Annotated in this window: 20 protein-coding genes and 1 other RNA gene; 8 read left to right on the forward strand and 13 right to left on the reverse strand. The window is 48.6% G+C overall.

Going from position 1 to position 24,320, the window contains the following annotated elements; genetic code table 11:
• The first annotated feature begins 225 nt into the window (after nt 1-225).
• A complete protein-coding gene (locus tag H6G00_RS27635) occupies nt 226-786 on the forward strand; it encodes a superoxide dismutase family protein (RefSeq protein ID WP_190799189.1) in 561 nt (186 codons plus the stop codon).
• Nucleotides 787-871: 85 nt separating this feature from the next.
• Here H6G00_RS27635 and H6G00_RS27640 read toward each other — a convergent pair whose 3' ends face one another.
• Complete coding sequence (locus H6G00_RS27640) at nt 872-1,363, reverse strand: hypothetical protein (protein WP_190644311.1); 492 nt, start codon at nt 1,361-1,363, stop codon at nt 872-874.
• 35 nt (nt 1,364-1,398) lie between these two features.
• Nucleotides 1,399-2,892: a site-2 protease family protein gene (locus H6G00_RS27645; protein ID WP_190799190.1), complete on the reverse strand. Its 1,494-nt coding sequence runs from the start codon at nt 2,890-2,892 to the stop codon at nt 1,399-1,401.
• Nucleotides 2,893-3,348: 456 nt separating this feature from the next.
• On the opposite strand from H6G00_RS27645, the gene H6G00_RS27650 reads away from it, so the two are divergent.
• From H6G00_RS27650 to pyk, 6 genes are all read left to right on the forward strand, one after another.
• The gene (locus tag H6G00_RS27650) at nt 3,349-4,029 is read left to right on the forward strand and encodes an MBL fold metallo-hydrolase (RefSeq protein WP_190799236.1); all 681 of its coding nucleotides are present in this window, start codon (nt 3,349-3,351) and stop codon (nt 4,027-4,029) included.
• 121 nt (nt 4,030-4,150) lie between these two features.
• Nucleotides 4,151-4,334, forward strand: a non-coding RNA gene (gene ssrS / locus H6G00_RS27655) — 6S RNA.
• 190 nt (nt 4,335-4,524) lie between these two features.
• On the forward strand, nt 4,525-4,695 hold the full coding sequence (locus H6G00_RS27660) for a ssl1498 family light-harvesting-like protein (RefSeq protein ID WP_190644309.1): 171 nt from the start codon (nt 4,525-4,527) through the stop codon (nt 4,693-4,695).
• A 495-nt stretch (nt 4,696-5,190) separates the two neighbouring features.
• Nucleotides 5,191-7,632: a tetratricopeptide repeat protein gene (locus H6G00_RS36855; protein ID WP_199318749.1), complete on the forward strand. Its 2,442-nt coding sequence runs from the start codon at nt 5,191-5,193 to the stop codon at nt 7,630-7,632.
• Between the two features lie 658 nt (nt 7,633-8,290).
• Nucleotides 8,291-8,998, forward strand: a complete 708-nt coding sequence (locus H6G00_RS27670) for a COP23 domain-containing protein (RefSeq protein WP_190799191.1) — start codon at nt 8,291-8,293, stop codon at nt 8,996-8,998.
• A gap of 240 nt (nt 8,999-9,238) precedes the next feature.
• Nucleotides 9,239-11,026: a pyruvate kinase gene (gene pyk, locus H6G00_RS27675; protein ID WP_190799192.1), complete on the forward strand. Its 1,788-nt coding sequence runs from the start codon at nt 9,239-9,241 to the stop codon at nt 11,024-11,026.
• 226 nt (nt 11,027-11,252) lie between these two features.
• Here the strand turns inward: pyk and H6G00_RS27680 are convergent, their stop codons facing one another.
• Together H6G00_RS27680 and H6G00_RS27685 are read right to left on the reverse strand one after the other, a co-directional pair.
• On the reverse strand, nt 11,253-12,269 hold the full coding sequence (locus tag H6G00_RS27680; RefSeq protein WP_190799193.1) for a DUF2382 domain-containing protein: 1,017 nt from the start codon (nt 12,267-12,269) through the stop codon (nt 11,253-11,255).
• A gap of 231 nt (nt 12,270-12,500) precedes the next feature.
• Nucleotides 12,501-13,436, reverse strand: a complete 936-nt coding sequence (locus H6G00_RS27685) for a DUF2382 domain-containing protein (protein WP_190799194.1) — start codon at nt 13,434-13,436, stop codon at nt 12,501-12,503.
• Nucleotides 13,437-13,636: 200 nt separating this feature from the next.
• Here H6G00_RS27685 and H6G00_RS27690 point away from each other — a divergent pair, with 200 nt between their 5' ends.
• Nucleotides 13,637-14,305 carry a bifunctional 4-hydroxy-2-oxoglutarate aldolase/2-dehydro-3-deoxy-phosphogluconate aldolase gene (locus tag H6G00_RS27690; protein WP_190681238.1) on the forward strand — a complete coding sequence of 223 codons (669 nt, stop codon included), beginning with the start codon at nt 13,637-13,639 and terminating at the stop codon, nt 14,303-14,305.
• On the opposite strand, the gene H6G00_RS27695 is transcribed toward H6G00_RS27690, so the two are convergent.
• The 9 genes from H6G00_RS27695 to H6G00_RS27735 form a co-directional block, all read right to left on the reverse strand.
• Entirely contained in the window at nt 14,262-15,083 is an 822-nt protein-coding gene (locus tag H6G00_RS27695) for an ABC transporter permease (protein ID WP_190681241.1), read from the reverse strand. The genes H6G00_RS27690 and H6G00_RS27695 overlap by 44 nt on opposite strands.
• Nucleotides 15,083-15,904, reverse strand: coding sequence for an ABC transporter permease (locus H6G00_RS27700; protein ID WP_190799195.1), 822 nt, complete (start codon nt 15,902-15,904; stop codon nt 15,083-15,085). The genes H6G00_RS27695 and H6G00_RS27700 overlap by 1 nt, the downstream gene beginning before the upstream one ends.
• Nucleotides 15,901-16,836 carry an ATP-binding cassette domain-containing protein gene (locus tag H6G00_RS27705; RefSeq protein WP_190799196.1) on the reverse strand — a complete coding sequence of 312 codons (936 nt, stop codon included), beginning with the start codon at nt 16,834-16,836 and terminating at the stop codon, nt 15,901-15,903. The genes H6G00_RS27700 and H6G00_RS27705 overlap by 4 nt, the downstream gene beginning before the upstream one ends.
• A 242-nt stretch (nt 16,837-17,078) precedes the next feature.
• Nucleotides 17,079-17,669 carry an HpsJ family protein gene (locus H6G00_RS27710; RefSeq protein WP_190644300.1) on the reverse strand — a complete coding sequence of 197 codons (591 nt, stop codon included), beginning with the start codon at nt 17,667-17,669 and terminating at the stop codon, nt 17,079-17,081.
• Between the two features lie 233 nt (nt 17,670-17,902).
• Complete coding sequence (locus H6G00_RS27715; RefSeq protein ID WP_190681245.1) at nt 17,903-18,532, reverse strand: PTPA-CTERM sorting domain-containing protein; 630 nt, start codon at nt 18,530-18,532, stop codon at nt 17,903-17,905.
• Between the two features lie 636 nt (nt 18,533-19,168).
• Nucleotides 19,169-19,948, reverse strand: a complete 780-nt coding sequence (locus H6G00_RS27720) for a WecB/TagA/CpsF family glycosyltransferase (protein ID WP_190644298.1) — start codon at nt 19,946-19,948, stop codon at nt 19,169-19,171.
• A gap of 629 nt (nt 19,949-20,577) precedes the next feature.
• Nucleotides 20,578-22,341 carry a hypothetical protein gene (locus H6G00_RS27725; RefSeq protein WP_190799197.1) on the reverse strand — a complete coding sequence of 588 codons (1,764 nt, stop codon included), beginning with the start codon at nt 22,339-22,341 and terminating at the stop codon, nt 20,578-20,580.
• Nucleotides 22,342-22,626: 285 nt separating this feature from the next.
• On the reverse strand, nt 22,627-23,664 hold the full coding sequence (locus tag H6G00_RS27730; RefSeq protein ID WP_190799198.1) for an MBL fold metallo-hydrolase: 1,038 nt from the start codon (nt 23,662-23,664) through the stop codon (nt 22,627-22,629).
• A gap of 25 nt (nt 23,665-23,689) precedes the next feature.
• The gene (locus tag H6G00_RS27735; protein ID WP_190799199.1) at nt 23,690-24,262 is read right to left on the reverse strand and encodes an NAD(P)H-dependent oxidoreductase; all 573 of its coding nucleotides are present in this window, start codon (nt 24,260-24,262) and stop codon (nt 23,690-23,692) included.
• Between the last annotated feature and the right edge of the window lie 58 nt (nt 24,263-24,320).

The following is a 24,320-nucleotide window of genomic DNA, read 5'->3' on the forward strand; positions in this document are numbered from 1 at the left end:
GATATCAGGACTAGCGATCTAGCTTGATCTTCATTCACTCTTTAAGGTTGGCTATGTGTTTCTACATATAGGTTTCGGCGGAACTAGTGAGTTGTGCTGACACTGCTTAAACCCTACAGGGGATTCACAGACCAGAAATTTACGTAGAAGATTCAATCTATGAGCGATCGCTCAAATAATCAGCGATCGCTGCTTTAATCAAGCTTATTATTCAAAAAGTGAACCATGACTAGCATTGGCAAAATCATCAAAACATTGGGGCTAGCCCTCTGTCTGAGTCTTTTGGCTGTAATCTATTCTGTCCCTGCCGCTACTGCCGCTGAAATCGGCAAAGCCATCATTGAAGGCACCTCAGAATCTGCTTCTGTGACAGGAGAAGCCCGTTTTGTCGAAACAGATGCGGGGCTGCAAATTAACGCAACGCTGGACACTGCCCCCTCTGGAAATCATGGGTTTCATATCCACGAGTTTGGCAGTTGCGCTGAGGGTGGCAATGCAGCAGGAGGGCACTTTAACCCAGATGGAGTAAAACACGGCAAACTTGCCACCGATGGATTTGCCAATGCTCATGCAGGCGATCTGGGCAACATTTCGGTTGCAGGGGGTGAAGTCACTACGTTTAGCGAAACGCTTCCTGGCTTAACGCTGAATGACGGAAAGTATGCGATCGCCGGACGAGCAATTATCGTGCACGAAAACGAAGATGACTTTGGGCAACCCACCGGCAATGCCGGAGGTCGCATCGGCTGCGGCACGATTTTCCTCAGCTCTGATACGGCAAGCTAAACTTGTTTGCTTCCGGACATCCTGCAAGCTATAGCTGTAGTCCCTTGTCTTCAGCGTTAGGGATTACAGCTATACAGCTATAAAATTAAACCGCTGAGCCATTAGTAATTGGCGTACCAGATTTTGTCTGATCGCGAGTCGCTCGTTCTTTAGCTAACAGGTTCACCGTGTCTCCGAGAGCCGTTGTTAAGCTGCGCCGCGTCTGAGCATGGTCTGCCTGCTCTGCTTTGAGCGATTGGGACAGACGATCGCACTCCATCAGCGCTCTCACCAAAGTCTCTTTAACCTCTGATGGGTTTTGTAACTGCTCTAGCTGCTCTTGAATTGCAGACTCAGTTATCCCATCACTCACAATAGGCTGAGGCGACTGCTGTAACCGTTGCAGTTCAGCTTTCAGCATTTCAATTTGCTGTTGTGCCAAACGTGCCTCAGTACGCCGCTGCTGTGCCTCTGTTTCATAAAACCTGCGCCAATTTGCAGCACTGGTGTAAGCCTGATCCCGTTCTTGATTGACCTCAGCCAGTTTCTGTTGAAGTGCCTTAATCTCTAACAACCACTGCCTAACATCCTGAGACATCCCACCAACTCCTCATGCAGCCCATGCTAGAGAGTCTAAAACAAAATTTGAGTTACAGATTGGGGAACTGGCAAAATAATACTGACCAGTAACCCTAATGCAACTAACCCCCACCAATCACGCTGGTTATCCAATTCACTGACATCATTCAGGGCAGGTTCGTCTACCACGGGAATGAAAAACAGCAAAATTGCCCAGAGAAAAAATTCTTGCTGAACAAACGACAGAGCCAGAACCAACAACCGTGCGACCTGACCGATCACTGCACCCACTCGCTGCCCAAACATCGCGTGAACGATATGCCCCCCATCAAGCTGACCCACAGGCACCAGGTTCAGCGCTGTCACCAGCAAACCCAAACAGCCTGCCACCGCTACTGGGTGCAGCTTTAGAGCAGTAGTCGCAGTCAACCCACTACCCAAAGCTAGCTTACTCAACAAAGCTAGCAACAGCAAGCTAGGTTGAAAGGAAGTGACGTTTAGAATACCAGATTCTTCTGTGAGGCTAACAGGAGTAGAGTGTGCTAACCCCCAAAGCAGCAGCGGTATCGTAACCAAAAAGCCTGCCATTGGTCCAGCAATCCCTACATCAAATAGCGCTTTTCTATTAGGTACAGGAGAACGCATCTGAATAAATGCACCAAAAGTCCCAAAGGGAAAGAAACTGGCTGGTGGAACCGGAATAAAGTAAGGCAGTGTTGCCCGAATTTTGTAAAACCTAGCCGCCAGATAGTGCGCTAACTCATGAACTCCCAAAATAGCCATGAGTGCTAGTGCATAAGGCAGTCCATTCAGCAGCAAAGCAGCTGTAATTTCTGTCTCTTCAGTAATTGCGCCGGAGATTGCAACGCCTGCCAGCGTTGTAGTGAAGATAGTTGCTAGCAGCAGAGTTAGGGCTAGACCGGGGCGGTTTAGGGAATCACTGGTTGATTTTGCGGCTGCTTGGGCTTGAGGGTTAGGCACCAGAGCAAAGAAGGGTTTGCCGTTCATTCCCTCCTGAAACACAATCAGGAAGCGATTGCCAAACTGCCTTTCCACATTCTCCCGAATCGTTTTGTAGGCTACTTCGGGTGAGGTTCGCAGTTGTCCCCGACAAATTAAAGCCTGGGGACGGTATTCAACATTTTGCAAGTAATAGACTGACCAGGGAAAGCAGTTTTGCAGGGCCGCTTCTTCTTCTTTATCGATGGGTCGGAGGGTAGGGCGCTTTTCAGCAGTAGGTTCGGCGATCGCCTGCGGTCCCTGTTGTAGACCTTGTGCCTGTGCCTTAACCGCAGCGCCAGATTTGGACGAACGTCCCCACTGAATCAAAAACCAGTACAGCAATGGACAAAGGATGAAGGGCCCCAACAACAGGATGGCTGGCATTGGTTCGTTTTCTCCATAAACCAAAATCCAGCCTGTCCAGACAAAAGCAGGAGTCATCATCACTAACCACAGTACCCAGATCGGAGTTCGGGTAATGCTCGCCACCGTCCGCTGGACGATGAAGTACGTAAATATTCCCAAGAGGAGCAACCAGAAAATCATGCTGCGGGTCTCAATTTCGTCAACTCAATCGATCACTGATTGATCACTGGTAGATCTCCAGCATACCGCTTTCAACCAATCCTCAAGGCGAATGAATCTAAAGCTTTAATTCAAACCCGCACAAAACAAACACCTGCGTCATCAACATCCCAAAACTCGCCAAGAAGCTTTTGCTGCGGGATTCGAGCAAGACTTTTTCAGATGAACCCCGTTAAAGTGATCATTCTACAATCGATCAGCTAGCAGATTACTGAAATTTGCCTAGAAATTCGTCTCTATAGTTAAGTCTACTCACGAGAGTTAAGCTCGTTCACCAGCTTCATGCCAAAACGTCAGTAGAATAAGGATTGCATTAGCGTGAAATCCGCTTAGTACGATCTGCTTAGAGAGACTAAATACTGAATAGTTGTGTTAGATCCTGCCTTTAGCCCTGACTCATCCCAAGCCAACCGAACTTTGAGTGATTCTCAAGCCAACTCTAAGCAACCCCGTAAAGTCTTTGAGGATATTTTTGCCTTTCCCCCTAACCGCGACACGATGGGGGGAACTGCTTATTTAATACAAGCCACGGAAGGAAACGAAAACATTCTGGTTGACTGTCCTGCTTGGGATCAGACAAACCAGGACTTTTTGCAGGAGCAGGGCGGCGTTCGTTGGCTGTTTCTGACACACCGGGGTGGTAAGGGTAGAGTTCGTGAGATTCAGCAAACGTTTGGCTGTGAGGTATTGATTCAAGAGCAAGAAGCTTACTTGTTACCGGGAATCGAGCTAACTCAGTTTCAGCAAGAGTTTCAAATCAATCCGCAGTGCCACACGATTTGGACATCGGGTCATTCTCCTGGCTCCGCTTGCTTGTATTGCGATCGCCACGGCGGGATTCTCTTTACCGGACGACATTTGCTGCCCAATCAGCAGGGCGAACCTGTACCTCTGAGAATTGCAAAGACCTTTCACTGGCCCAGACAAATTCAGAGTATTCAGCGAATCATGGATCGGTTTACGCCAGAAACGTTGAGCTATATCTGTCCGGGTGCCAACACTGGATTTCTTCGGGGCAAACGCGCTATTGAACAGGCTTATCAGCGGTTAGCTCAACTTGACCTAGCTACGCATCTACAAGCGAAACCTCTGCTGTAAAGCTTTTCAGCCCTTGGGTAGACCGATTGCTACGTGAGAAATATGGCTTAAGTCAAGATTTATTCATTTACGGTTTACCACCCTTGCAATCGCCCCCACAAAGATCGTTAAAATAGGCGTAGTTCTGCTGCGGCGTTGGTGACTGCCAATAATGTTTTATGATCTATGCCTTGTTTACAAGGGAAACTAGATGTTTCAGTGGCAGTATACCGGGCTTGTACCCGGAAACTTAAAACTGAGGCCGTGCTTCCCACCTGGATTATTCCAGGTCAAAAACTGAGGTAAGACGGCGTTGCGGGGGACTCTCAAGCTTTCTTGATTTCTCATAGAAGCTTTTAGTTCTAAGAGAACAACGGATTTGAGTGGCGTAGGCATTGCCTGCGCCACTTCAATTTTTGGAAAGAGAAAAATTATTAAGAAAAGTAAACAGCTAGGTGAGAGTGATCCCGCAATTATTTGTTACAATTGGTGAAATTTGTAACGAGAGGTTCTTTCATGCCCTATACCACCGAAGAAGGCGGTCGCCTGAATAATTTTGCGGTTGAACCCAAAATTTACCAGGCTGAACCACCAACCCAGGGACAACAGCGGAATTATATTATTTTGAGCGTTGCGGCGATCGCACTGATCGGCGGACTCCTCTTTATAGCGGTTTCTGTATCGTAAAAGTCTTTTACAAAATCGATAGCAAACCAGGCGTTGAGTGCCTTCTGAAATTTGGCACACATCTGAATTTGACATCATTAACCAGGCTGCCCTTGTGGAAAAGCCTGGTTTTTTGATTTCGATAAACACCCCTGTGCAGCGTTTGATAGGGCTATTTCAGTTTCAGGAAGGGGAAGCGAAATGGCGTAAAACTGACTTACCTCAGATACAGCACTCTTGTCCTGACCTGAAGGCAATCGGCTTGAAGAGGTTTATAACAGCTTAATCTGTTAACTGCCCCAACTCCTTTATCAAGTTAGCCGGAAGCCAGCTAGTTCAGTCACATTTCTGAAGAAACTGTTGTAGAAACGGCACATCTGTAGCGTTCTACGAAAATAGGTTTCATTACGTAGTATTCAAAATTGACTGAAACCTATCTGATTCCCAAATTTCTGGCTCCAGATCTGGTTATCAAATCTGGTTATCAAACCCATTCTCGACCTGCGGCATCTTCTCGTGACAGACATCCCCTTTCGCAAAATTTTAGGCTTAAACCAGCAGACCTATCAATGCCTGAAACTGGCTTTGAGTTTGAATCTGCGTCGTCAGATTTTTATTGCAGTCTGTGATGACCTGACTTTGCGCGATCGCCTCGCGGCACAGCTTTTGGCAGAACTGGCAAATCCTTCTCCAACGGCACTCAATCGGGCTGCAGAAACAGGCGGACAGCGCTATCCTCGTCTAGTCACGCTGGATTTGAGCTTGAGCGATCCTAACCCAATTGTGCAAGTGGCTCAATGGCTGTCTCAGTCACCGCCACCCAAGACGGGCAACCGCCGCGCCCCAATGCCAGCCTTTCAGTTTGTGGGGATCGAACACCTGACTCGCCAGTCGGCTGCGGTGCAGCGTCTCTTTTTGACGCATCTTCAGGGCATCGAGCGCAGTTTACCTGTGCTGGAGTCGAGCTTGCTGCTGTGGATGCCGCGTCCCTGGTTTCGCTCTATGCCGCAGTCTGCCCCAGAGTTTTGGCGCTGTCGCACGGGAGTGTTTGAGTTTGTTGGCGATCCCACGCCGCTGCCTGCCGCATCTATTCCTCAACCTCGGACGCGTCCTCAAGAGGCGATCGCTGCGACTGCGGCTCAAGCGGCCCAAGCATCACCTCAAAAAACTGTTCCGGCGATCGCCAAAACTAATGGTTTGCCGCAGTCTCAAGCAACTGAATCAGAATCGCTTTGGGATGCACTGGATCGGGATCTGGCAAAACTAGACCAGGCTAACGCAGCCGCACCCCCAGTTTCTCGTGCAAAAGCACCTCAACCTGGCCCTGGTGATCGCCCTGCAAACTCAAACGGCACGGGGACAGCTCCACATCAACTTGTCACCTCACCTGCCGCTCCAACAGGTAGAAATCAATCTCCAGGTGCGACCCCCAGTGCGCGTCCCGCCCAGACTGCGCCGACCGTCCCACCCCGCGTCGCCCCTCCAGCCCAACCACCTGCTGCCAAAACTCAACCTCCTGCTGCTACCCCTGCGCCGCGTCAACCAGTAAAATCTGATGCTGCGGTGGATCAACCTGCTCAGGCTAGACCACCCCAAGTTCAGACGGGAAGCAAACCGAGCCAGCAGCTAGTTGTGACGACTTCGACCCCCAAGCAGGGTAAATTAGCCGAATCTCAAGCCCGCATTCAAGTGCCCCCAGGAGCAAGTGAAGCGGTGCAGCCATTGCCTTTGTTGCAGCAGATTGAATTGCTGCATCAGCAACAGGCTCCTCCAGCAGTGTTGGCAAATGCCTATCGAACGCTGGGCAACCTCTATCGCGATCGCATCGAGCAGGGTGACGCTTCTCCTCAAAACCTGATGATCGCGATCCAGGCGTATGAGCAGGTGTTGCTCTGCCTCGACGAAACTTCAAACCAGTGGGCAGACATCCTGAACGACCTGGGCAACCTCTACTGGATGCTGTCGCGATCGCCCCTTTCCCCCGATCAAGCATTACCTTACTTGCAGCAGGGCATTCAAGCCTATCAGCTTGCCCTGACGAAGGTTGATCCCCAGGCTCAGCCTCAAACTTTCCCAATGATTCAAAACAATCTGGGAGCGGCCTACGCTGATCTGGCGCGGTATCAGGAACCTGCCGAGAATCTTCAGCGATCGGTTCAGGCATACCAGCAGGCATTGCGCTATCGCAAAGCAGATGTAGAGCCATTGCGCTATGCCTCGACGCAAAACAATTTGGGCACCACCTACTGGAACCTGGCGCAACACCAACAGCCCAAGGTGAATTTGAAGCAGGCGATCGCTGCCTATTCAGAGGCTCTGCGCTACTACAATCCCAAGCAAGAGCCGCTCAACTACGCGATGATCCAAAACAACCTGGGCACCGCTTACTGGAATCTGGCTCAGCAAGAACAGCCAAAAGACTGGCTGGGGCTAGCTCTAGGAGCCTATCGCATGGCATTGAAATATCGCACCCTGGAAGTCGCCCCAGCCGCCTTTGCCGCCACCCAGAACAATCTCGGTACAGCCTACTGGCACATGGCGAATCATATGAAAGATGACGCTGAAGCCCGGTTGGACTATCTAGAGCAGGCGATCGCTGCTTACAAAGCAACTCTTATCGCTGCCGAAAAACTGGCTAAATCTTCTCAGCCCATCCCGCTCAACTTTGACCTCAACGCCACTCACAATAACCTGGGCTTAGCCCACTATCAAATCGCCAGCGATCCTCACGTTTCAGCTGAAGCTCCAGCTCGATCAAATCATCTGGAAGCTTCACTACATCACCATCTACAAGCGCTACAGGGCTGGCAGCAAAAACCCGAATTCAGCCAAACTGCCTTGAGTTGTCTCCTGCAAACCATCCGCGCCTTCTACAATCAGTTCGGCATTCAAGGACAAAACCTAGCCCTCTCTAAAGTTCCTGGGCATCTGCTGCCGCAGATTTTGCCTCAGCTTTAGAAGAGGGGCTAGGGGCTAAGGTTCCGGAAGGAACTAAGGAACTATAGGTGGGAGGTTCGAGGTTCGGGGTTCGGTACTGGCCCCTAGCCTCTACAAAAAAGCTGACTTGATTCCAAGCCAGCCCAAGAGATAGTCAATCACGTTGTCTTTTCATTGGAAGAAACCCAAACTGCGCGTTCCCAAATCGGCAGGGGTTAACGGAATATTGACGTTTCCGCCATTTCCTTCTCCACAAAATAGTGTAACAAGAGACACAGACCTTTCGTCATATAACTTTACGAGATTTTTGGGGCCATTCCATAACTGCACCTAATGAATGCTAAAGATACTCTTAAGACAGATTGCTCAAAAGCGGCACCTAGAAACAGCTCTATTTTATCAAGCTGCGATTTAGCGCTTCTGCACAAGCCTAAGTAAAAGCGAAAAATTGTAGATCTGAGGCACTTTGCTGAGATTGTTCTCGTCCTCAGAAGATGGAGAAGCTTGTGCTAGCTTTCTGGATCGCGCCACTTAACCAAACCAACTAGCTAAACTAGTGGAAACCAATTCTGGGATTCGCTTCCTCTCCCCGCCCCAGTTTGCCTAACTTTTGCCCCAAAATTTGCCCAAAAACGAGTTTAAGAAGATAGCGTTCATTAACCTAAAAGGACTTCATAATATGCCATTATCCCTGTTTGGGTCACGTCAAACACTCACAACACGATTACGACGAGGAATCAGCTTGTCTGTAGGGCTGGCAATGGGGCTAGCAGGAGGGGCGATCGCCCAAACCACTCCCCAACCGGACATCACCAGCAGCACCCGCTTTGCCTGCCAGTCCATCAACGGACAATATACTGTGATGTACTATCCCCAAAGCCAACCTGGGCAAGCCTATGCCTGGGCTACTCCAACTGAGCTAGGTGGCGGTTGGACGGAAGAACGACGCTGCAGTGAGATTAGCCGTCGCCTAGAGTCCTACCGTCCTGACGGCTTGCTAGAAATGCAGACAGGCGTAGAAAACGGCTACAACACCATTTGCGTCACTACTCAGCAAGATGCATCTTGCCGAATTGTATTGACCGTGCCTCCTGGACAAGATCCATTGGTAATGCGCAACCGCGTCTTTGAAAACCTGGCAGTTGCAGATAGAGGTCAGCAAACCGACTCCGTTACAACTTTCACTGGCGGTGATGATGGCATCCTCAACCGCATCGGAGAGGCGCTGGATATTGACTTACCGGGTTCGAGACGCAGCAACTCAAGCACTGACAGCATCAACCTGCGTCCCTTCCTGGACCAGGCTGATGGTGGCACCGGAACCAGACTACAAGGCGGCACCCCTGCTCAATCTAGTCCACAGCTCAACCCCGACAGTTTTCGCTAGATGATCTCCTAATAAATTGGTGCCCACCTCCCCATTCTCAGTCTGAGGGTGGGGAATTTCATGCTGAAGGCGATCGCCAAACATGATACTATCCCTCTTGCCTCTCCACCCTGCCTCTCCATCCTGAATGTCTTTCCTTCAGAGACGAGCTAGCCTCTACCAAGCAATCGTCGCTCCAGACCAAACCCGTGAAACCTGGCAATTCTGCCTCTAGAATTTCTACTTACTTCTGGCAACTCTATGCAACTGCAACACTCTATCCGTCGAACCAAAATAGTAGCTACTATCGGGCCAGCCACTAGCAGTCCAGAAGTTTTGCGCGACCTGATTGAAGCTGGGGCAACCACACTACGACTCAATTTCTCTCACGGCACTCATGAAGACCACCAGCGAAGCATTCGCCTGATTCGCCAAATTTCGTTTGAGCTTAACCAACCCGTTGGAATTCTGCAAGATTTACAGGGTCCCAAAATTCGTCTGGGCAAGTTTGAAAATGGTTCCATTACCTTACAGAAGGGCGACCCATTTATTCTTACCAGTCGGCTTTTGCCTGGAAGCCAGGAAATTAGCTCTGTAACCTACAAACCCTTGGCAGACGAAGTTCCAGAAGGCGCAACGATTTTGCTGGATGATGGTCGCGTCGAGATGATTGTAAACAAGGTAGACAAGACAAACAAAGAACTTCACTGCCGTGTGGTTGTGGGTGGAGTGCTGTCCAACAACAAAGGCGTAAATTTCCCAGGGGTTTACCTTTCGATCAAGGCACTTACCGACAAGGATAGAACTGACCTGACGTTTGGGCTAGACCAGGGCGTGGACTGGGTCGCACTGAGCTTTGTTCGCAATCCTCAAGACATTCTAGAAATCAAAGAATTAATCTCTAGCGCAGGCAAAAACGTTCCTGTGATCGCCAAAATCGAAAAGCACGAGGCGATCGAGCAAATGGAAGCTGTGTTGTCGATCTGCGATGGAGTGATGGTTGCCAGAGGCGATCTGGGAGTAGAACTGCCTGCCGAAGAAGTTCCGCTGTTGCAAAAGCGGCTGATTGCCACCGCTAACCGTTTGGGTATTCCGGTGATTACGGCCACTCAAATGCTGGACAGCATGGTTCAAAGCCCTCGCCCGACAAGGGCAGAAATTTCAGATGTGGCAAATGCCATTTTGGACGGAACCGATGCGGTCATGCTTTCTAACGAGACAGCGGTCGGCAAATATCCGATTCAGGCAGTAGAAACGATGGCTCGCATCGCCACTCGCATTGAGCAAGACCAACCCCTGAACAGGAATGCAGAAAGCGCACCGGGGCGATCGATTCCCAATGCGATCAGCCAGGCGGTGGGACGCATTGCTGAGCAGCTTAAATCCGCTGCCATCATGACGCTGACCAAAACCGGAGCAACGGCTCGAAATGTATCCAAGTTTCGGCCCCACACTCCCATTTTGGCCATTACTCCCCATGTGGATGTAGCTCGCCAACTCCAGCTTGTCTGGGGAGTAAAACCTTTGCTTGTGTTGGATTTGCCCTCTACCGGGCAAACCTTTCAGGCAGCACTGAACGTGGCTCAAGAAAAGCAACTACTCTCAGAGGGCGATTTGGTGGTGATGACTGCGGGCACACTTCAAGGCGTGGCAGGTTCAACGGATCTGATCAAAGTTGAAGTGGTCACTGCCGTGTTAGGTCGGGGAATTGGCATTGGACAAGGTTCAATCAGTGGACGTGCCAGAGTTGCTCACAGCAGTAAGGAAGTCGGTAATTTTAACCCTGGAGAGATTCTGGTTGCCTCTGGCACTAGTGCTGACTTTGTAGAGGCAATTCGCAAAGCTTCGGGGATTGTAACTGAAGACGACAGCCTCACCAGCCACGCCGCCGTAATCGGTTTGCGCTTGGGGGTTCCGGTGATTGTGGGTGTTAAAAATGCAACTGAGGTAATTCGAGATGGGACAATTCTCACGCTCGACATGCAAAGGGGATTGGTTTACTCCGGTGCAGTAGGGCTAAACCAGGCAGATACAACGCTTAGCGTATAGCGCGATCGCCCCTTGTTATCTCTCTTCCATTACTCTCGAACAAGAGGAACGAGGGAAATTTCTTTCCCAAAAGTGACAAAGCTTGTAGTGCCACGCATATACTTCTTTCCCACTAAAACAGGAATGCACCCCCGCGTCACGGGGGTGCATTCCTGTTTTAGTACCTAATCCTCAACCGGGAGGGGAGTAAAGGAGATTGGTACAGACGTAATGTTGTCTTGAGGGGCTAAGGAAGCGGACGTTCATCAATCAATGGACGACCGGCTGTGTTGATGTCTAGCTCCTCACGGCGCAGCGTTTCTTCAGTGGTCACCGTGTCCTGCCGGACTTCCTTCCGAATCACCACTTCGTCGCGCACCACGGGCTGCTTGGTAATGTCAACGGTTTCCTCGTAGAGGTCTACCCGCATCACCTCACCCGACTGAAAGTCGGTAGCACCTGAAGTTACGGCTACACCCCGGTTTGCAGTAGGGTTATGTTGAATTACAACGCGCTCCTGCTGCACGGGGACAGCAACTTGAGTAGTCTCAGTCTCGATGCGCTTACCAACACTTACCTCACCAACTTTACGGCGGTCTTTGTTCGCGACTAGCTGCTCTTCATAGAGCCTGAAGGTTTGATGATCTTGCTCGTTCATAGAGTACAGAGAGGGTTCCTGCTCATAGCGGTATGTATTGCGATTATAAGGAGTGCGATCGCGATCCGCATCCCTATCCAACCGATCAAACCCTGGAGTTGAGGTAGTTGTGTTGCTCACAGGCGGGTTGACTACCGGCTGGGCAGGAGGAATATTGTTTCTGACGCGCTCACTTGGTTGGGGAGCGGAAACCGCAGCCGTCCGAGTTTCCGTTGGCATTCTCTCTAGCGGAACCCCATTCTCTAATGGAGCGGTCCGGTAAACGCCTCTCACCTGCTCTTCATAGTCATAATCGACAGTCATGTGTTCATCATATTCAGGCAGCTGCTCTGCTTGCTGGCGAGAGAGCCCTTTTAGATAGATGCGCTGCGATCGCGGATCGCTACGAAACCGCCCAACTGGCAACAGCACCTTCTTGCCAAAGATCCAGAAGCCTGTATCCATCACTAGATAGCGAAATCGCCCATCTTCATCTACCAGAGCAGTACTAACCGTTCCTACTTTTTCATCTTGTTCGGTGTAGATATTGAGACCTTTGATGTCTTCGCCACCAAACAACTCGTTTCGATAGTTGGGATGAAAATCTTCGATTTTATAAAGAGCCATGCTATTCTCCGTTCTATATTCGTCAGCCTTACAGCCAAATAGGTTCGCTTGACCAAAAATGAGTTCAAGTGGTGCAGGACTAACCTACACCACTCAGGGTTTTCTTCACTTAAGACTCCACCCTAAGATGCCAGTTTAGAAATTCTGGATCTTATCTTGTTGGAAGGTAGAGTTCCGCTAGAGATGTCTCCAGGTTTTACCTAGAGACACGATTGGCTAGGGGAGTCCGTTTTATACCGAGCGTCCGGGGCGGTCAGAGCGCTCAACGATGGGTCGTCCTTGGGTGTCGATATCCAGTTCTTCACGACGAATATCTTCTTGAGCTTCGACGGTTTCATGGTCGACCTCTTTGCGGATCTGGACTTCTTCCCGAACTACGGCTTCCTTGCGGATATCAGGAGTTTCTTCGTAAACTTCCATCCGTGCTACTTCTCCCTCACTGAAGTCGTGGGCACCTACCGCAGTGCGGGTCGCGTCGGTGGGGGTAGTGCGCTCAACGACTACTCGCTCCTTATCAACGGGTACTGATACTCGTGCAGTCTGGGTCTCAACGTGCTTGCCAATTGCTACTTCACCAGTTTTAACGCGGGTCTTGTTGGCAACTAGACGCTCTTCATAAAGACGTAGTGGCTGATCTTCAATTTCGTTGCGGTTGTACAGAGCGTGGTCGCGATCGTAGCTATAGGCATCGCGATCGTAGGTACTATCGACAGCTGAAGCGCCCATAGCAGCCGTGCCTGTGAGTGGCTTCGTGCCTGCATCAACGGGTTGCATGCCGGGTTGCGTACTGGATTGAGCGGCAAGAGGACGATATCCACTTCTCACGCTCTCTTCGTAATCCTGATCGACTTTGAGGTCATCGGTGAATGCGGGTAGATTTTCTACCTGATCCTTGGTCAAGCCATCTACATAGATCCGACGTGCGTCATAGTCAAAACGAGCCATACCGATGGGCAGTAAGACTTTCTTGCCAAAAACCCAAAAACCTGTGTCTACGATTAAATAACGAAAGCGTCCTTCTTGCTCGTCAATTAGAGCGTCTTTAACAGAGCCAATTTGCTCGTCGTTTTGGCTGTAAACGTTGAATGAATCAAATGGAATTGCATCGCTATCGCCAAAGCTATTGCGATAATCTGGATAAGCTTCTTTGAATTTAACTAAAGCCATGTTGTTCTTCCTAAAACTAAACTTCGGTCTATACCCGTCTAGGTTATGAAAATGCTGACTGCGATTCATCTCCCGCCTGGCTGACGTGGCACTTGTTAAATTTCGGAGCAAAGTCTCAATTATTGAAGTGACAACTAGGCTAAAAGGTAGACGCAGTAATGTGGTTTGGTCTTTAGCCAACAAATTTTGTTTTTAGAGGTATGTTTAAGAGCGCTTGGCAGAATTTGGTGCAACAGCAGCGGGCGATCGCCGTCATTCGGGTACCCCAGTTAAGTTTGGGACTTAGTATGGCTAGAGCGATCGCCGCTGCAAATATGAAACTAATTGAAATTACTTGGAATAGCGATCGCGCAGGTGAGCTGATTCAACAGTTGCGGGATGAGTTACCCGATTGTGTAATTGGTACAGGTACTTTACTCACGCTTGACCAATTAAAAGATGCGATCGCCGCTGGAGCTGAGTTTTTGTTTACCCCGCATGTCGATTTGAATCTAATTGAGGTGGCAGTTGCCCAACAGGTACCGATTATTCCAGGGGCATTTTCACCCACAGAAATTGTTACGGCCTGGCAAGCCGGTGCCGCGAGCGTGAAAGTATTTCCGGTGCAGGCCCTAGGAGGAGCTGACTATATTCGCAGCTTGCAGGGTCCATTGGGCAACATCCCCCTGATTCCAACAGGTGGCGTAACAATCCAGAATGCCAGGTCATTTTTGGATGCAGGGGCGATCGCAGTGGGGCTATCGGGGCAGTTGTTTCCCGAGGAGGCGATCGCCACTCAAAACTGGGAATTGATTACCCAGCAGGCCCAACTATTGCGACACAATCTTACGAATTACGTTTCTGATACGCCCGAATCGCCAGAGTGCTAAATACGGCAGTCAGCGCTGCACTCCACAGTAAGGACTGAATCACATATTCAACATAAGGGCCACCGAATGATAGCCCTCGCATGGCTTGAGCTACAGCAGAAACGGGATTGAGGGACACAAACCCCTGAACCCATTCGGGAAATCCTTCTTTGGGGACGTAGCCAATGCTAAGAAAAGTGAGTGGCAACAACCAGGGAGCCATGGCCGCCTGAACGGTTTCAGCAGATTTGGCTTTTACGGCTAGAAAGACTGCCACCCAGGAAAAAGCAGAGGTGAAGACGACAGGAAGGAGTAGATAGAGCAGACTGTTGATGAATCCATTTTGGAAGCGAAATCCGATTAAATGTCCCACTAAAGTGATGAAAGTGACCTGAACGAGGAGCCGTCCGGCCCCACCTAAAATGCGTCCGGCTAACACGGCAGAACGGGCGATGGGCAAGGTGCGAAGTCGAGATACCATGCCGCTTCTAAGGTCATAGTAGAGTGCGGTTCCTGTATTGATCGTGCTAAACAACAATCCCTGAATTGTGCTAAGTGGTACCAAAAACTGTGCGTAGTCTGTGTAAGAGCCATTTGGCACCACAACCTTTGCAAAACTGGCTGTAAAGATAAGCATCAGGAAAATAGGAAAACCAGTTGAACCAATGATCACAGCCGGATTTCTCAGATCTAATAGTAGGTTGCGCTGAGTCACAATGGCAATGTCATGCAGGTCGCGAAAGAGTCCACCTTCTTGTCGGATTTCAACCAGTTGAGCGGCATTCAAAGGAAGCGTCATCAGGAAATCCTCCGGTAAAGCCAGATCGCAGTAAATCCGAATCCAAATAACAGCACAATTAACCAGCCGATCGACCACAGCAACGGAAGCAGCAGTGGTTCACCACTAGCCAGTGCCCTGAGAGCCGCTGCAATATGACTCACGGGTTGAGCTATGACAAAGGGCTGAAGCCAATTTGGAAAGTTTTCGGCAGGGCTAAATCCACTGCTAAGCAATAGAAAAGGAGCATAAGGAACAATCACAAGAGATTGCACCAGATCAGGTTTCTTTAGCCCCAAAGCGAGGAGAGAGTAGCCAGTGACAGCGACGGTGGTAAAGAATAAAGTGAGTAAAATGTATCCGATCGCAGACAACACCCCTGCCTGAAACCGAAAACCATAAAGGTAAGCAACGGGAAGTAGAATGGCGATCGTGACAATTGCCCTGACTAAGTAGGCAATTAGTAGCCCACCTAGAACAGCCGCCCGTGAGATCGGCATTGCCCGACAGCGTTGCAGCATTCCTGTATCAATATCACCTGCCAGGTTGCTAGCAGAATTCATTGCGGTAAAAAACATCGCTTGAAGCGTGATAATGGGCACCAGGTATTGAATGTAATCAATGTTTTGAGCCGACATCGATCGCTCAAATGCAAGCAGGAAGGCAGTCAGAAACACAATAGGAAAGACTAACACACCAGTAATGACGGCTGGCTGGCGACTCAGTCGAATTAAGTTGCGCTGACCAATGATGAAACTATCGGCGATCGCTCTACTAATTCCGGCTTCACACCGAACCTTCACCAGTTGTTTGGCTTTAGCCTGCAAGTCGATCGCAGTCATATGGTTTCTCCTGTGGTGTGTCCGGTCAGGGCAAAAAACACATCATCCAAACTGGGACGACAGAGAGAAATATCAGCCAGGGTAATGCCGATAGCATCCACCCGACGAACCACTTCAGATAAAGTTGTGACACCATCGGGTGCAGCCAGAGTAAGTGTTTCGGTGCCTGCAATATCCCCTAACCCAGATAGCGCTCGTCTCACTTTTGGCTCATCCTTGGGGTCTGCCAGTTCCAGTTTGCAGAATGTCCCACCGACGCGATTTTTTAGATCATCAGAAGTGCCTTCTGCAATAACGGTGCCGCGATCGATCACGACAATGCGATCGGCAAGCTCGTCTGCTTCTTCTAAATATTGCGTGGTTAAAAAAATGGTGATACCGCGTTTTTTTAGCGCGACAACCATATCCCAGAGTTGACGACGGCTGCGTGGGTCAAGCCCCGTAGTTGGTTCATCCAAAAACAGCACCAGCGGCTCAGCTACAATACTGGCTGCTAAGTCCAAGCGACGACGCATTCCACCCGAAAATTCCTTGACCCGGCGATTGCCTGCCTCTAGTAGCTCAAACTGTTCAAGCAGCTCTGTTGCCCGTTTTGCTGCCGTGTTGGCAGAGAGTCGCAGCAATCGCCCAAACAGAATTAGATTTTCGCGGGCAGTCAATTCTTCATCAACCGCTGCAAACTGACCCGTTACGCCAATTAGCGATCGCACCGCAGCGGGCTGTTTAATGACATCGTACCCGGCGATCGTGGCATACCCTTTATCAGGCTTGAGTAGGGTTGTCAGGCAATTAATTGTTGTGGTTTTACCTGCTCCATTTGGCCCTAGCACCCCCAACACTGACCCAGGAGGCACCGAGAGATTAATGCCCTGTAAAGCTTTTGTCTTGCCAAAGCACTTTTCTAGCCCTCTGGCTTCCACCATTACATCCATTATGAGTCCGCTCGCTACTCCAGTAAGTCTAGAGTAGACGAACGGCAATCGCATCCTCCGGATCTCCAAAGACAGGATGCGATGCCAAAAGCAAAGATCTGCAACTCCTCAAAGAAGTCGCAGATCTGATTCCTTAAAGACCGAACGCGATCGCCAGCTGTAGGTTAACAAATTAGTTGCCGGGACGAACGTCTGTTCGTCCCGGCAGCGGGTATTTCTAACATGAAATCGTCTTATCTCTATTAACGCTGTCGCATTCCGTAGCGTCCTAGGCTAACTAGCCCAATTCCAATCACAACCAGGTTACCGACAGTAGAAAGTCCAGCTTTCAAAATTCCAGTTCTAGCGTTTTGTCTAAGCGTCTCGGCACGAGTTGTGAGCATTTGGTTAACTTGCTGTCGCTCCTCTGGACTGACTTCAGCCGCCGCCGGGTCATTTTCAGATGCTTCTAGTTGCGTTTGCAGTTCAGCAGCTTGGGTAGAAATGTTAGCGATCGCCTGCTGTTGTAGAACCAGACTATCTCGCAAAAGCAAAATGCAGGAAAGGTGAAAGACAACACCAATAATTAAACAGCCCATTGCCAATTGCTTCAGCCATTGGCGACTATCAAGGCTGCCAAACATCGTGAGAGCTGCGCCAAAGAGTAAGATGATGCTGCGATCGCCAATTTGCTGCATAAACCCAACCCGCCATTCCAGGCTACCGAGGTTAGGTGGCAGTGCCAGCAACAGTAAATCAAACAAAAAACCAGCCAGACAGGTGAACCCAACAATGCGGCAGAGGTTTCTGGCAGCGTAGGGGTGAGCAAAGTTGGGGGCAGAGATACTTGCCATAGAAGTTAAAGGATTGGTAGGGGAAAAAACTGCTGTAAACTGGACTGCAACATACAAACTTAGAAAAAGTTAAAGGGAGGAATAGCTGCGTCGGAACGGCTTCCAAAACAGCTATCCCTACCAACCTTGACTAGTAGAACAGTTCCAAATGGAGTAGTTATTAGTTACCTACACAGAGGAACTAACGTTTAAAGGACCGTCTCTAAAGGCAGAGCATATGATCACCAATCAATTTATGCTTCTGCTTCTACCTGCTCATTCTCTTCAGCATTACGCTTCCGCAGCACAGCTGCACCCATGCCGATCAAACCGGGGAGCAGAGCAGGAGTGGGAATTTCATTGCCTGCGACGATAGTGACGGAGTAGCTATTCTGATTATTCCCCATGAATTGAGTGGTTAGACGACCAGTTCCTATGGTGTTGTCAGCAAAAAGTCCACTAAACTCATACAACTCTTTGGTAGAGTTATATGCAAAGGAAGTTAGGTTGAAGTTGAAGGGGCTATTTTCACCGAAGTACAAGAAGTTGTTAATAGCCGTAAAGCTTGCTACAGAGGAGATGTCTTTGACTTGACCAACCGTTATTGCTCCGAGGAATGGAAGATTCACAGATGGCAATCCGGTGAAGCTACCCGTTTTACCGCTAACGGCAACAGAAAACTCACCAATGTCCTCACCAGTTAAGGTATCTACAGCGCCATTGTACAATTTGAAATCCAAACTCTCTGGGCTAACAACAGCGTATCCTGTAAAATCTAGTTGGCTACCAAACTCTAGAGCTTCAGCAGGAGAAACCGCTAGTGTGGAGCCTGTGAGTACAGTGGCAGCGATCGCGGTCTTAAGAGCAAATGATTTGAAATTCATGCTTAACCTACCTAGTGTGTGTGCTTGTTCGGGTTGAAGGGTAATGGTTGAACCTGAGTCAGCTACCGAAGTTTTCGTAAGCTATTCTTTGCGAATAGTCTTAAAAGCTTCGTAGCTAGCGGCGCACCTTGGGTAGAGAATTAGCACCTGAGAGAAATACGTAGGGCTTAAAAAAACGCATCTTGCAATAAGTCAATTGTATGTGACTGTACTGTAGCCACAAGACATATTGCGTGGTTTCACGGTATTTTTACACTCACCGTCCTCTTGTTAAAGAAACCACTTATTTATCAAATGTTCCTCGTAAGTTGACTAGTCAGTATATTCACCTCTTCTCCATTAAAATCAGGGACAAGTTTTCATTAAGTAGGACACATTCTTAATTTTTTAATTCTTGGTCTTAGTTTTTTAATTCTTGGTCTTAAAGTTGTTCTAAAGAGTTTTTCCCCTACGTTTAGCAAACAAAAATCGGCAAGTTATTTAAGTTAGGAAAAAGAGGGGAGGCAGGGCTTAGCCCTGCCTCCCCTCTTTTTCCTAACCTGTATAGCTGCAACTGTAGAATGGGCGATCGCGCAAAAACAAGGAGCATAGGCCCCTTGTTTATTAGTGAGTATGTGACTTCAAAGAATTGCTGGTTTACCCTTGAGAGCGTAACAACACTTTGGGTTGTTTAATCAACTGCTTTGTCGCCAACCACAAAAACAGAGGAATCGTCGTGCTGTAGCGTTTCCAGAGCCGACGAGGTTCTTGAATGAGTCTATAGAACCACTCCAGACCCATTTCTCGAACCCAACGCGGCGCTCTCTTGCAAATACCTGCATAAACTGGGAAAGCTCCACCTAAGCCAATCATGACCGCGTGAATTTTGTCCTTATGCTCTGCCATCCAGCGTTCCTGTTTTGGACAGCCTAATGACACCAAAACCACACCTGCACCACTCGCATTAATTTTTTGAATCAACGCCTCATCTTCCGCTGGTGTAAGGGGTCGGAAGGGTAACGGTTCCATTCCAGCAATTTGTAGGTCAGGAAATTCTTGATTTAGCTTTGCTCTCATCTGATCAAGGATAGGCGTCTCAGAACCTACAAAGAACAGTCCGACATCAGTTGAGGGAGCAGCTTTACAAAGAGCTAGTAGGATGTCTAAACCTGCGACGCGGTCTTGATCTCGCACTCCCAACAGTTTCATCATCCAGACCAGCGGCATTCCATCCGGTGTAACCAGATCAGCGCTTTTGAGAACCTTGCTAAAGTCCTGGTTTAAATACGCCTCTGTCACCATGTGAACGTTAGCGACACAAACAACTTTACTGAGATGTTTGCTAGCCCATTCCAAAATTACTTTTATTTGCTCGTCGAATGGTGAAGCGGTAACGGGGGAATTGACCACACTCACCTTTTTAAGGGGTGGTTTCACAGTATGACTCCTCTATCCAATAACTGTTTTTTTGCTTTTGGATGCAGCGTTAAATGCGTCCGCTACGGTTCAGCCACCCTGTGAAAAGGTCAATAACAGACCTCTTTGACCAAACGTGTGTTTGCAAAAGAAATTGAGGTTAATGGTAGAAGTCCTGTTTGCTAAGTTGTCCTGAAGTTGCAACACACATTCAGGAATGTAATTAGCAATAGCTGTGGCAGTTCAGCACCAGAGAGAAGGTAGATGGAGGGGTAATGAACGACATTGAGCACAAACTTGAACAATGTCTAACTATCTATGTCTACGTAAAACCACTAGCCTATCCGGAAGATTATTTTGAAGTTAAGTCGGATTTGGGCACAGTTGACAAGAATTTTTGAGCTCAACCCTAAGTAGGCTGCTTCGTAGCTTTTGCAACTCAAAAGTGAATACTTCAAGCAGCGGTAGAGCGAGTAAGCAATGGTTTAGCTGCTCGTCAACCACTGATCCACACTAACAAAATATACCGAATTACGTGAACATACTCATCCTTTCACATCCTATTTCATGAAGAGATGCGTAAGAATTGCGATCGCCTCAAGCATTAAGCTCAATCCTTGAGAAATCATCAGCATCGTAGCAGTTTATACCTAGATTGCGAAAACGAGTTTAGGTTCGGAAGCCGACTCTTCAGAAACTAGTTCTGCAGTAATGGTTAGGGGTGCCGAAGTCCAATCCGATTGATGCGAGTGAGCATCTGCTTGGAATTGAACGGGTTGTGATTGCTGAGATCCTTCTGGCAGTCTCAACATGGGATAGCAGTTAGTCAGCATAGTTTGCCCTTTGGTGTGTTGTTCTGTATTCAAACCAACGTACCGCGCCAGCATTGCCAGCCTGGATTGGATGTCAAGGTGAGTGATAGTAGTTTTAGTTTGAATAGCAGAGTTAAGGGATTTACGTCTGTCAAGGGCGATCGCCGCTCCAGTCGCAAGCAACATGCTAAAGGCAATTCCTGCACTTAAATCACGCTGGAGATTGGAAATTGTGGGTGCAGGTTGACCTGTTTGATCGTGAATTAATTCTGGTGGAGCAATGACTTCCCAGGCAATTTTCTGCTGAGCAGCCTGCGGTTCTAGCTCTTGCCGCTTCACAAGATACTGGTTTAAAGTGCTAGTGGCAGTGTGCAACTCCTGTTCCACTTGTGAGTGTTGACGAGACAGCGCTGCCCACTGTTCCGTTTGCTGGACCAGCAGCGTTTCCGCTCGTTCAAGGGACTGTTGACGAATTTCTAGAACCTGGAGGTATTGAGTGGTTTCAATCCAACGTAGGGCCATTTCTGGTGAAACAGGCATTTCCACCGACTCTGTGAGTGCAATCGTGGGATTGGTGGATAAGTAACTGAGTGCAATCTGTCGAGCTTCCAGACGCATTTGTAGCTGCAACTCACGATGCTCTTGCTGCAAAGACTCGACTTTTTCAGCATTCACTTGGAAGCGAGTCGATTCTTGGGCAATTTCTAACTCTACGGTTCGGAGCTGGTCGAGCAGCGTTTGATAGCTAGATGACTGATTTAACAAAGTTTCGGCGATCGCCGAATCAGGCAAACCCATTTGCTGCTGTAACATTACCTGACTGCTGCGAATCTTCGGCAGAGTTGTTTGCAAGGTTGCCTGCTGGTTTGCAATTTCGCGAGAAAAAGCAGACAAGCGTTGCCCTTGGGCATCTGGATCGCTTAAGCCATGCTGTTGCTGAAACCCCTGTAGCTGCTGACGCAAATCTTCCACCCTTTGCTGCACCTGAGGAATCTGGGCATCAACAAATTCGAGTCCTTTACATGCACCTGATTGACACTGTTGTCCATAGTTCAGGTAAGCATCCACAACCTGGTTTAGAACAACCTGAACCGTTTCAGGATCTGCATCGCGATAGGTAATCTCCAACATTCCTGGTGCTTCAAGCTGGGCAATGTGCAAGTTGCGGCTCAAAGCATCATAGTCAAGCTCAATGTCTTGCGCTTGAAGCTGTTCAACGACCGGGCTAAGGAGTGCTGCACTCCTTAAAACCTCGATTTGAGTATCATAATCAATCGTAGGAACCGCTGTCTCATAGCCATTGCTCAGGGCTTGGGCTTGAGGAGAACGGTTGGCGATCGCAGGCTCCACGGAAATCTGGAACTTTCCCTCATATTCGGGGGCGCGGCTCAAGATTTGTGCCAGGTTTGCAGAAGTCACAGCCACTGCGAGTCCAGCAACAACCACTACACGCCGCTGTCCATCTGAAGTAAACCACTTTGAGGGAGATGGCTCCGGGTTAATGGGTTCCCATAAAGACGGCAAGAAACGAGAAGAGGGCTGAATTGAGTAGCTGTCCCTTCTAGAAGGTGACAACAGGATAGCCTGTGTGAGTTCTGTCATGAGATTCCCTTGACAGCATTACAGATGGTGTCTTTGCTTTTGGTAGACTTTGCCCCTGTGTCATCTTTCAAGCCCAAAAACGTGAATCAGGAAAGTTTTTTTAACAATCTCCTCAAACTCCTCAAAATCAGGAGTGAAATCCACGTGAAGTATTGCTGTTCTTTAATGAACTTGAGTAGAAGAACAGAGTTCCCCATGCCCGCTTCTGAACTTCAGACGTAGAAAGATAGAGACAGTCCGGAGTCCTTCAAAATAAGAGAAGGATTTTAGCGGACTTTATACGTTCTAAGGCTCGAATTGCCAGAGGGTAGGTTCCCATTCATAGCGATCGCCTCTTAGACGAATATGACCCACTGCGGGAAACGGCATATGATAGGCAATCACCATTGTTCGATCTTGAATGACCTGATCGAGTAGCCTGCGCCGCGTTTCTGCTGCTTGCTGCGGGTTAAAGTCAAACCCAGTTTGCCATTCAGGATGTTCTAAATCAAACGCTTCATTAAAGAAGACATCAGCAGTAACCATCAATTGAGAGGCTTCAGATTTAATTTGTAATGCTGATTGACCCGGAGTATGTCCTGGTGCAGCGATCGCAGTAATACCTGGAACAATTTCTTGATTAGGTTGAAACTGACTAACTTTGTTGGCGATCGCCCCTAAATGCTTCTGTGCAGATGCAACAATACCTTGCTTGAAAGCTTCAGGAATGATCAGGAGTGATAAATCAATCGTGGGGGTTGTCCAAAACTGCCACTCGGTGGCTGAAATGTAATATTGAGCGTTAGGAAAGGTAAGTTGTCCATCAGGAGAAACAATCCCTCCAATGTGATCAGGATGAGCATGAGTAATGATCACCGTATCAATGTCTCGAGGTTGAACTCCTATACTCCGAAGATTTTGCGCCAGTTTTGCAAGCCCTGCTCCAAGCTCTATCCCTGCACCTGTGTCAATTAGGACTTGATGAGCGCCTGTATCCACATACGTTGCATTGAAATAGAGGGATAAGTCGCTAGGTGACCAAAATCGTTCTACCATTGCTCTCTCCACTTCTATCGGATCGGCTGTTGGAGCGTAGGTTGGCAGAGGAGGCAGTGTTAGTAATCCATCAGAAATCGTCGCAACTTTGAAACTTCCTACCTGAAACTGATAAGCTCCTGCGTTGGGAGTACTTTCCTCATGGGCTGCATTAACTGTCGGTGATTTCATCGGCAAAGTGAGGATGAGCGCAATGAGCAGAAAAGCCATTGTTTTAACAATCGTTCTGAAGTGCGATCGCTGTACAGCCTGAATGACTGCTCGAACTAATCGAATAGAAAGCGACATACATTGCTCCACTTAAATGTGAGTATTAACTCGCGACACATTGCTGCAAAAGTTGTTTGTACCAATTTGATGCCTGTAACAGTTGCTCATCTGAAATGGTTCCAGGAATTCCCAGCTCTTTCGGCAGAAATCCGTGAACGACGAAAGGTGTTTTGTAACTCATTCCGCAAAAATTTGCAGTTTGCTGAATGGGTCGCAACAGTTCACTCATCGTGAAGTTAACAGCTCCTCCTGCCACATACATTTCTGATAAGCCACCTGCTGTCACTACAGGCATCAACTCCTTTCCCTTAAGGGCCGTACCTGCTTCACCATAAGCAAAACCATAAGTGAGTACATCATCCATCCACTTCTTCAGCAGTGGCGGCACTGAGTACCATTGCAACGGATGCTGAAGCACGATCAAATCGTGGCTTCTCAAAAACTCCTGCTCCACCTGCACATCAATTTGCCAGTTTGGATATCGCTCATACAAATAGTGAATCTTTACCGAGGGAATTTCCTGAGCCGCTTCTACTAGTGCTTTATTGCCTCGGGATTCTGCAAAGTTTGGATGAGCCAAAATAATGAGTACTTTCTTCATAACTTGCTCTGCCATAGCTCTTCGAGTCTAAGATATTGGCAGAACGGTTATATTGTCTAATAAACAATCACCA

This window comes from Leptolyngbya sp. FACHB-541 (assembly GCF_014695875.1).
GTDB lineage: Bacteria > Cyanobacteriota > Cyanobacteriia > Elainellales > Elainellaceae > JAAUTN01.

Coding starts and splice junctions, on each gene's coding strand:
- H6G00_RS27725 (WP_190799197.1), bottom strand. CDS start 22,341: ATGACAGAACTCACACAGGCTATCCTGTTGTCACCTTCTAGAAGGGAC.
- H6G00_RS27700 (WP_190799195.1), bottom strand. CDS start 15,904: ATGACTGCGATCGACTTGCAGGCTAAAGCCAAACAACTGGTGAAGGTT.
- pyk (WP_190799192.1), top strand. CDS start 9,239: ATGCAACTGCAACACTCTATCCGTCGAACCAAAATAGTAGCTACTATC.
- H6G00_RS27715 (WP_190681245.1), bottom strand. CDS start 18,532: ATGAATTTCAAATCATTTGCTCTTAAGACCGCGATCGCTGCCACTGTA.
- H6G00_RS27660 (WP_190644309.1), top strand. CDS start 4,525: ATGCCCTATACCACCGAAGAAGGCGGTCGCCTGAATAATTTTGCGGTT.
- H6G00_RS27685 (WP_190799194.1), bottom strand. CDS start 13,436: ATGGCTTTAGTTAAATTCAAAGAAGCTTATCCAGATTATCGCAATAGC.
- H6G00_RS27735 (WP_190799199.1), bottom strand. CDS start 24,262: ATGGCAGAGCAAGTTATGAAGAAAGTACTCATTATTTTGGCTCATCCA.
- H6G00_RS27635 (WP_190799189.1), top strand. CDS start 226: ATGACTAGCATTGGCAAAATCATCAAAACATTGGGGCTAGCCCTCTGT.
- H6G00_RS27710 (WP_190644300.1), bottom strand. CDS start 17,669: ATGGCAAGTATCTCTGCCCCCAACTTTGCTCACCCCTACGCTGCCAGA.
- H6G00_RS27705 (WP_190799196.1), bottom strand. CDS start 16,836: ATGGATGTAATGGTGGAAGCCAGAGGGCTAGAAAAGTGCTTTGGCAAG.
- H6G00_RS27645 (WP_190799190.1), bottom strand. CDS start 2,892: ATGATTTTCTGGTTGCTCCTCTTGGGAATATTTACGTACTTCATCGTC.
- H6G00_RS27680 (WP_190799193.1), bottom strand. CDS start 12,269: ATGGCTCTTTATAAAATCGAAGATTTTCATCCCAACTATCGAAACGAG.
- H6G00_RS27670 (WP_190799191.1), top strand. CDS start 8,291: ATGCCATTATCCCTGTTTGGGTCACGTCAAACACTCACAACACGATTA.
- H6G00_RS27690 (WP_190681238.1), top strand. CDS start 13,637: ATGTTTAAGAGCGCTTGGCAGAATTTGGTGCAACAGCAGCGGGCGATC.
- H6G00_RS27640 (WP_190644311.1), bottom strand. CDS start 1,363: ATGTCTCAGGATGTTAGGCAGTGGTTGTTAGAGATTAAGGCACTTCAA.
- H6G00_RS27730 (WP_190799198.1), bottom strand. CDS start 23,664: ATGTCGCTTTCTATTCGATTAGTTCGAGCAGTCATTCAGGCTGTACAG.
- H6G00_RS27695 (WP_190681241.1), bottom strand. CDS start 15,083: ATGACGCTTCCTTTGAATGCCGCTCAACTGGTTGAAATCCGACAAGAA.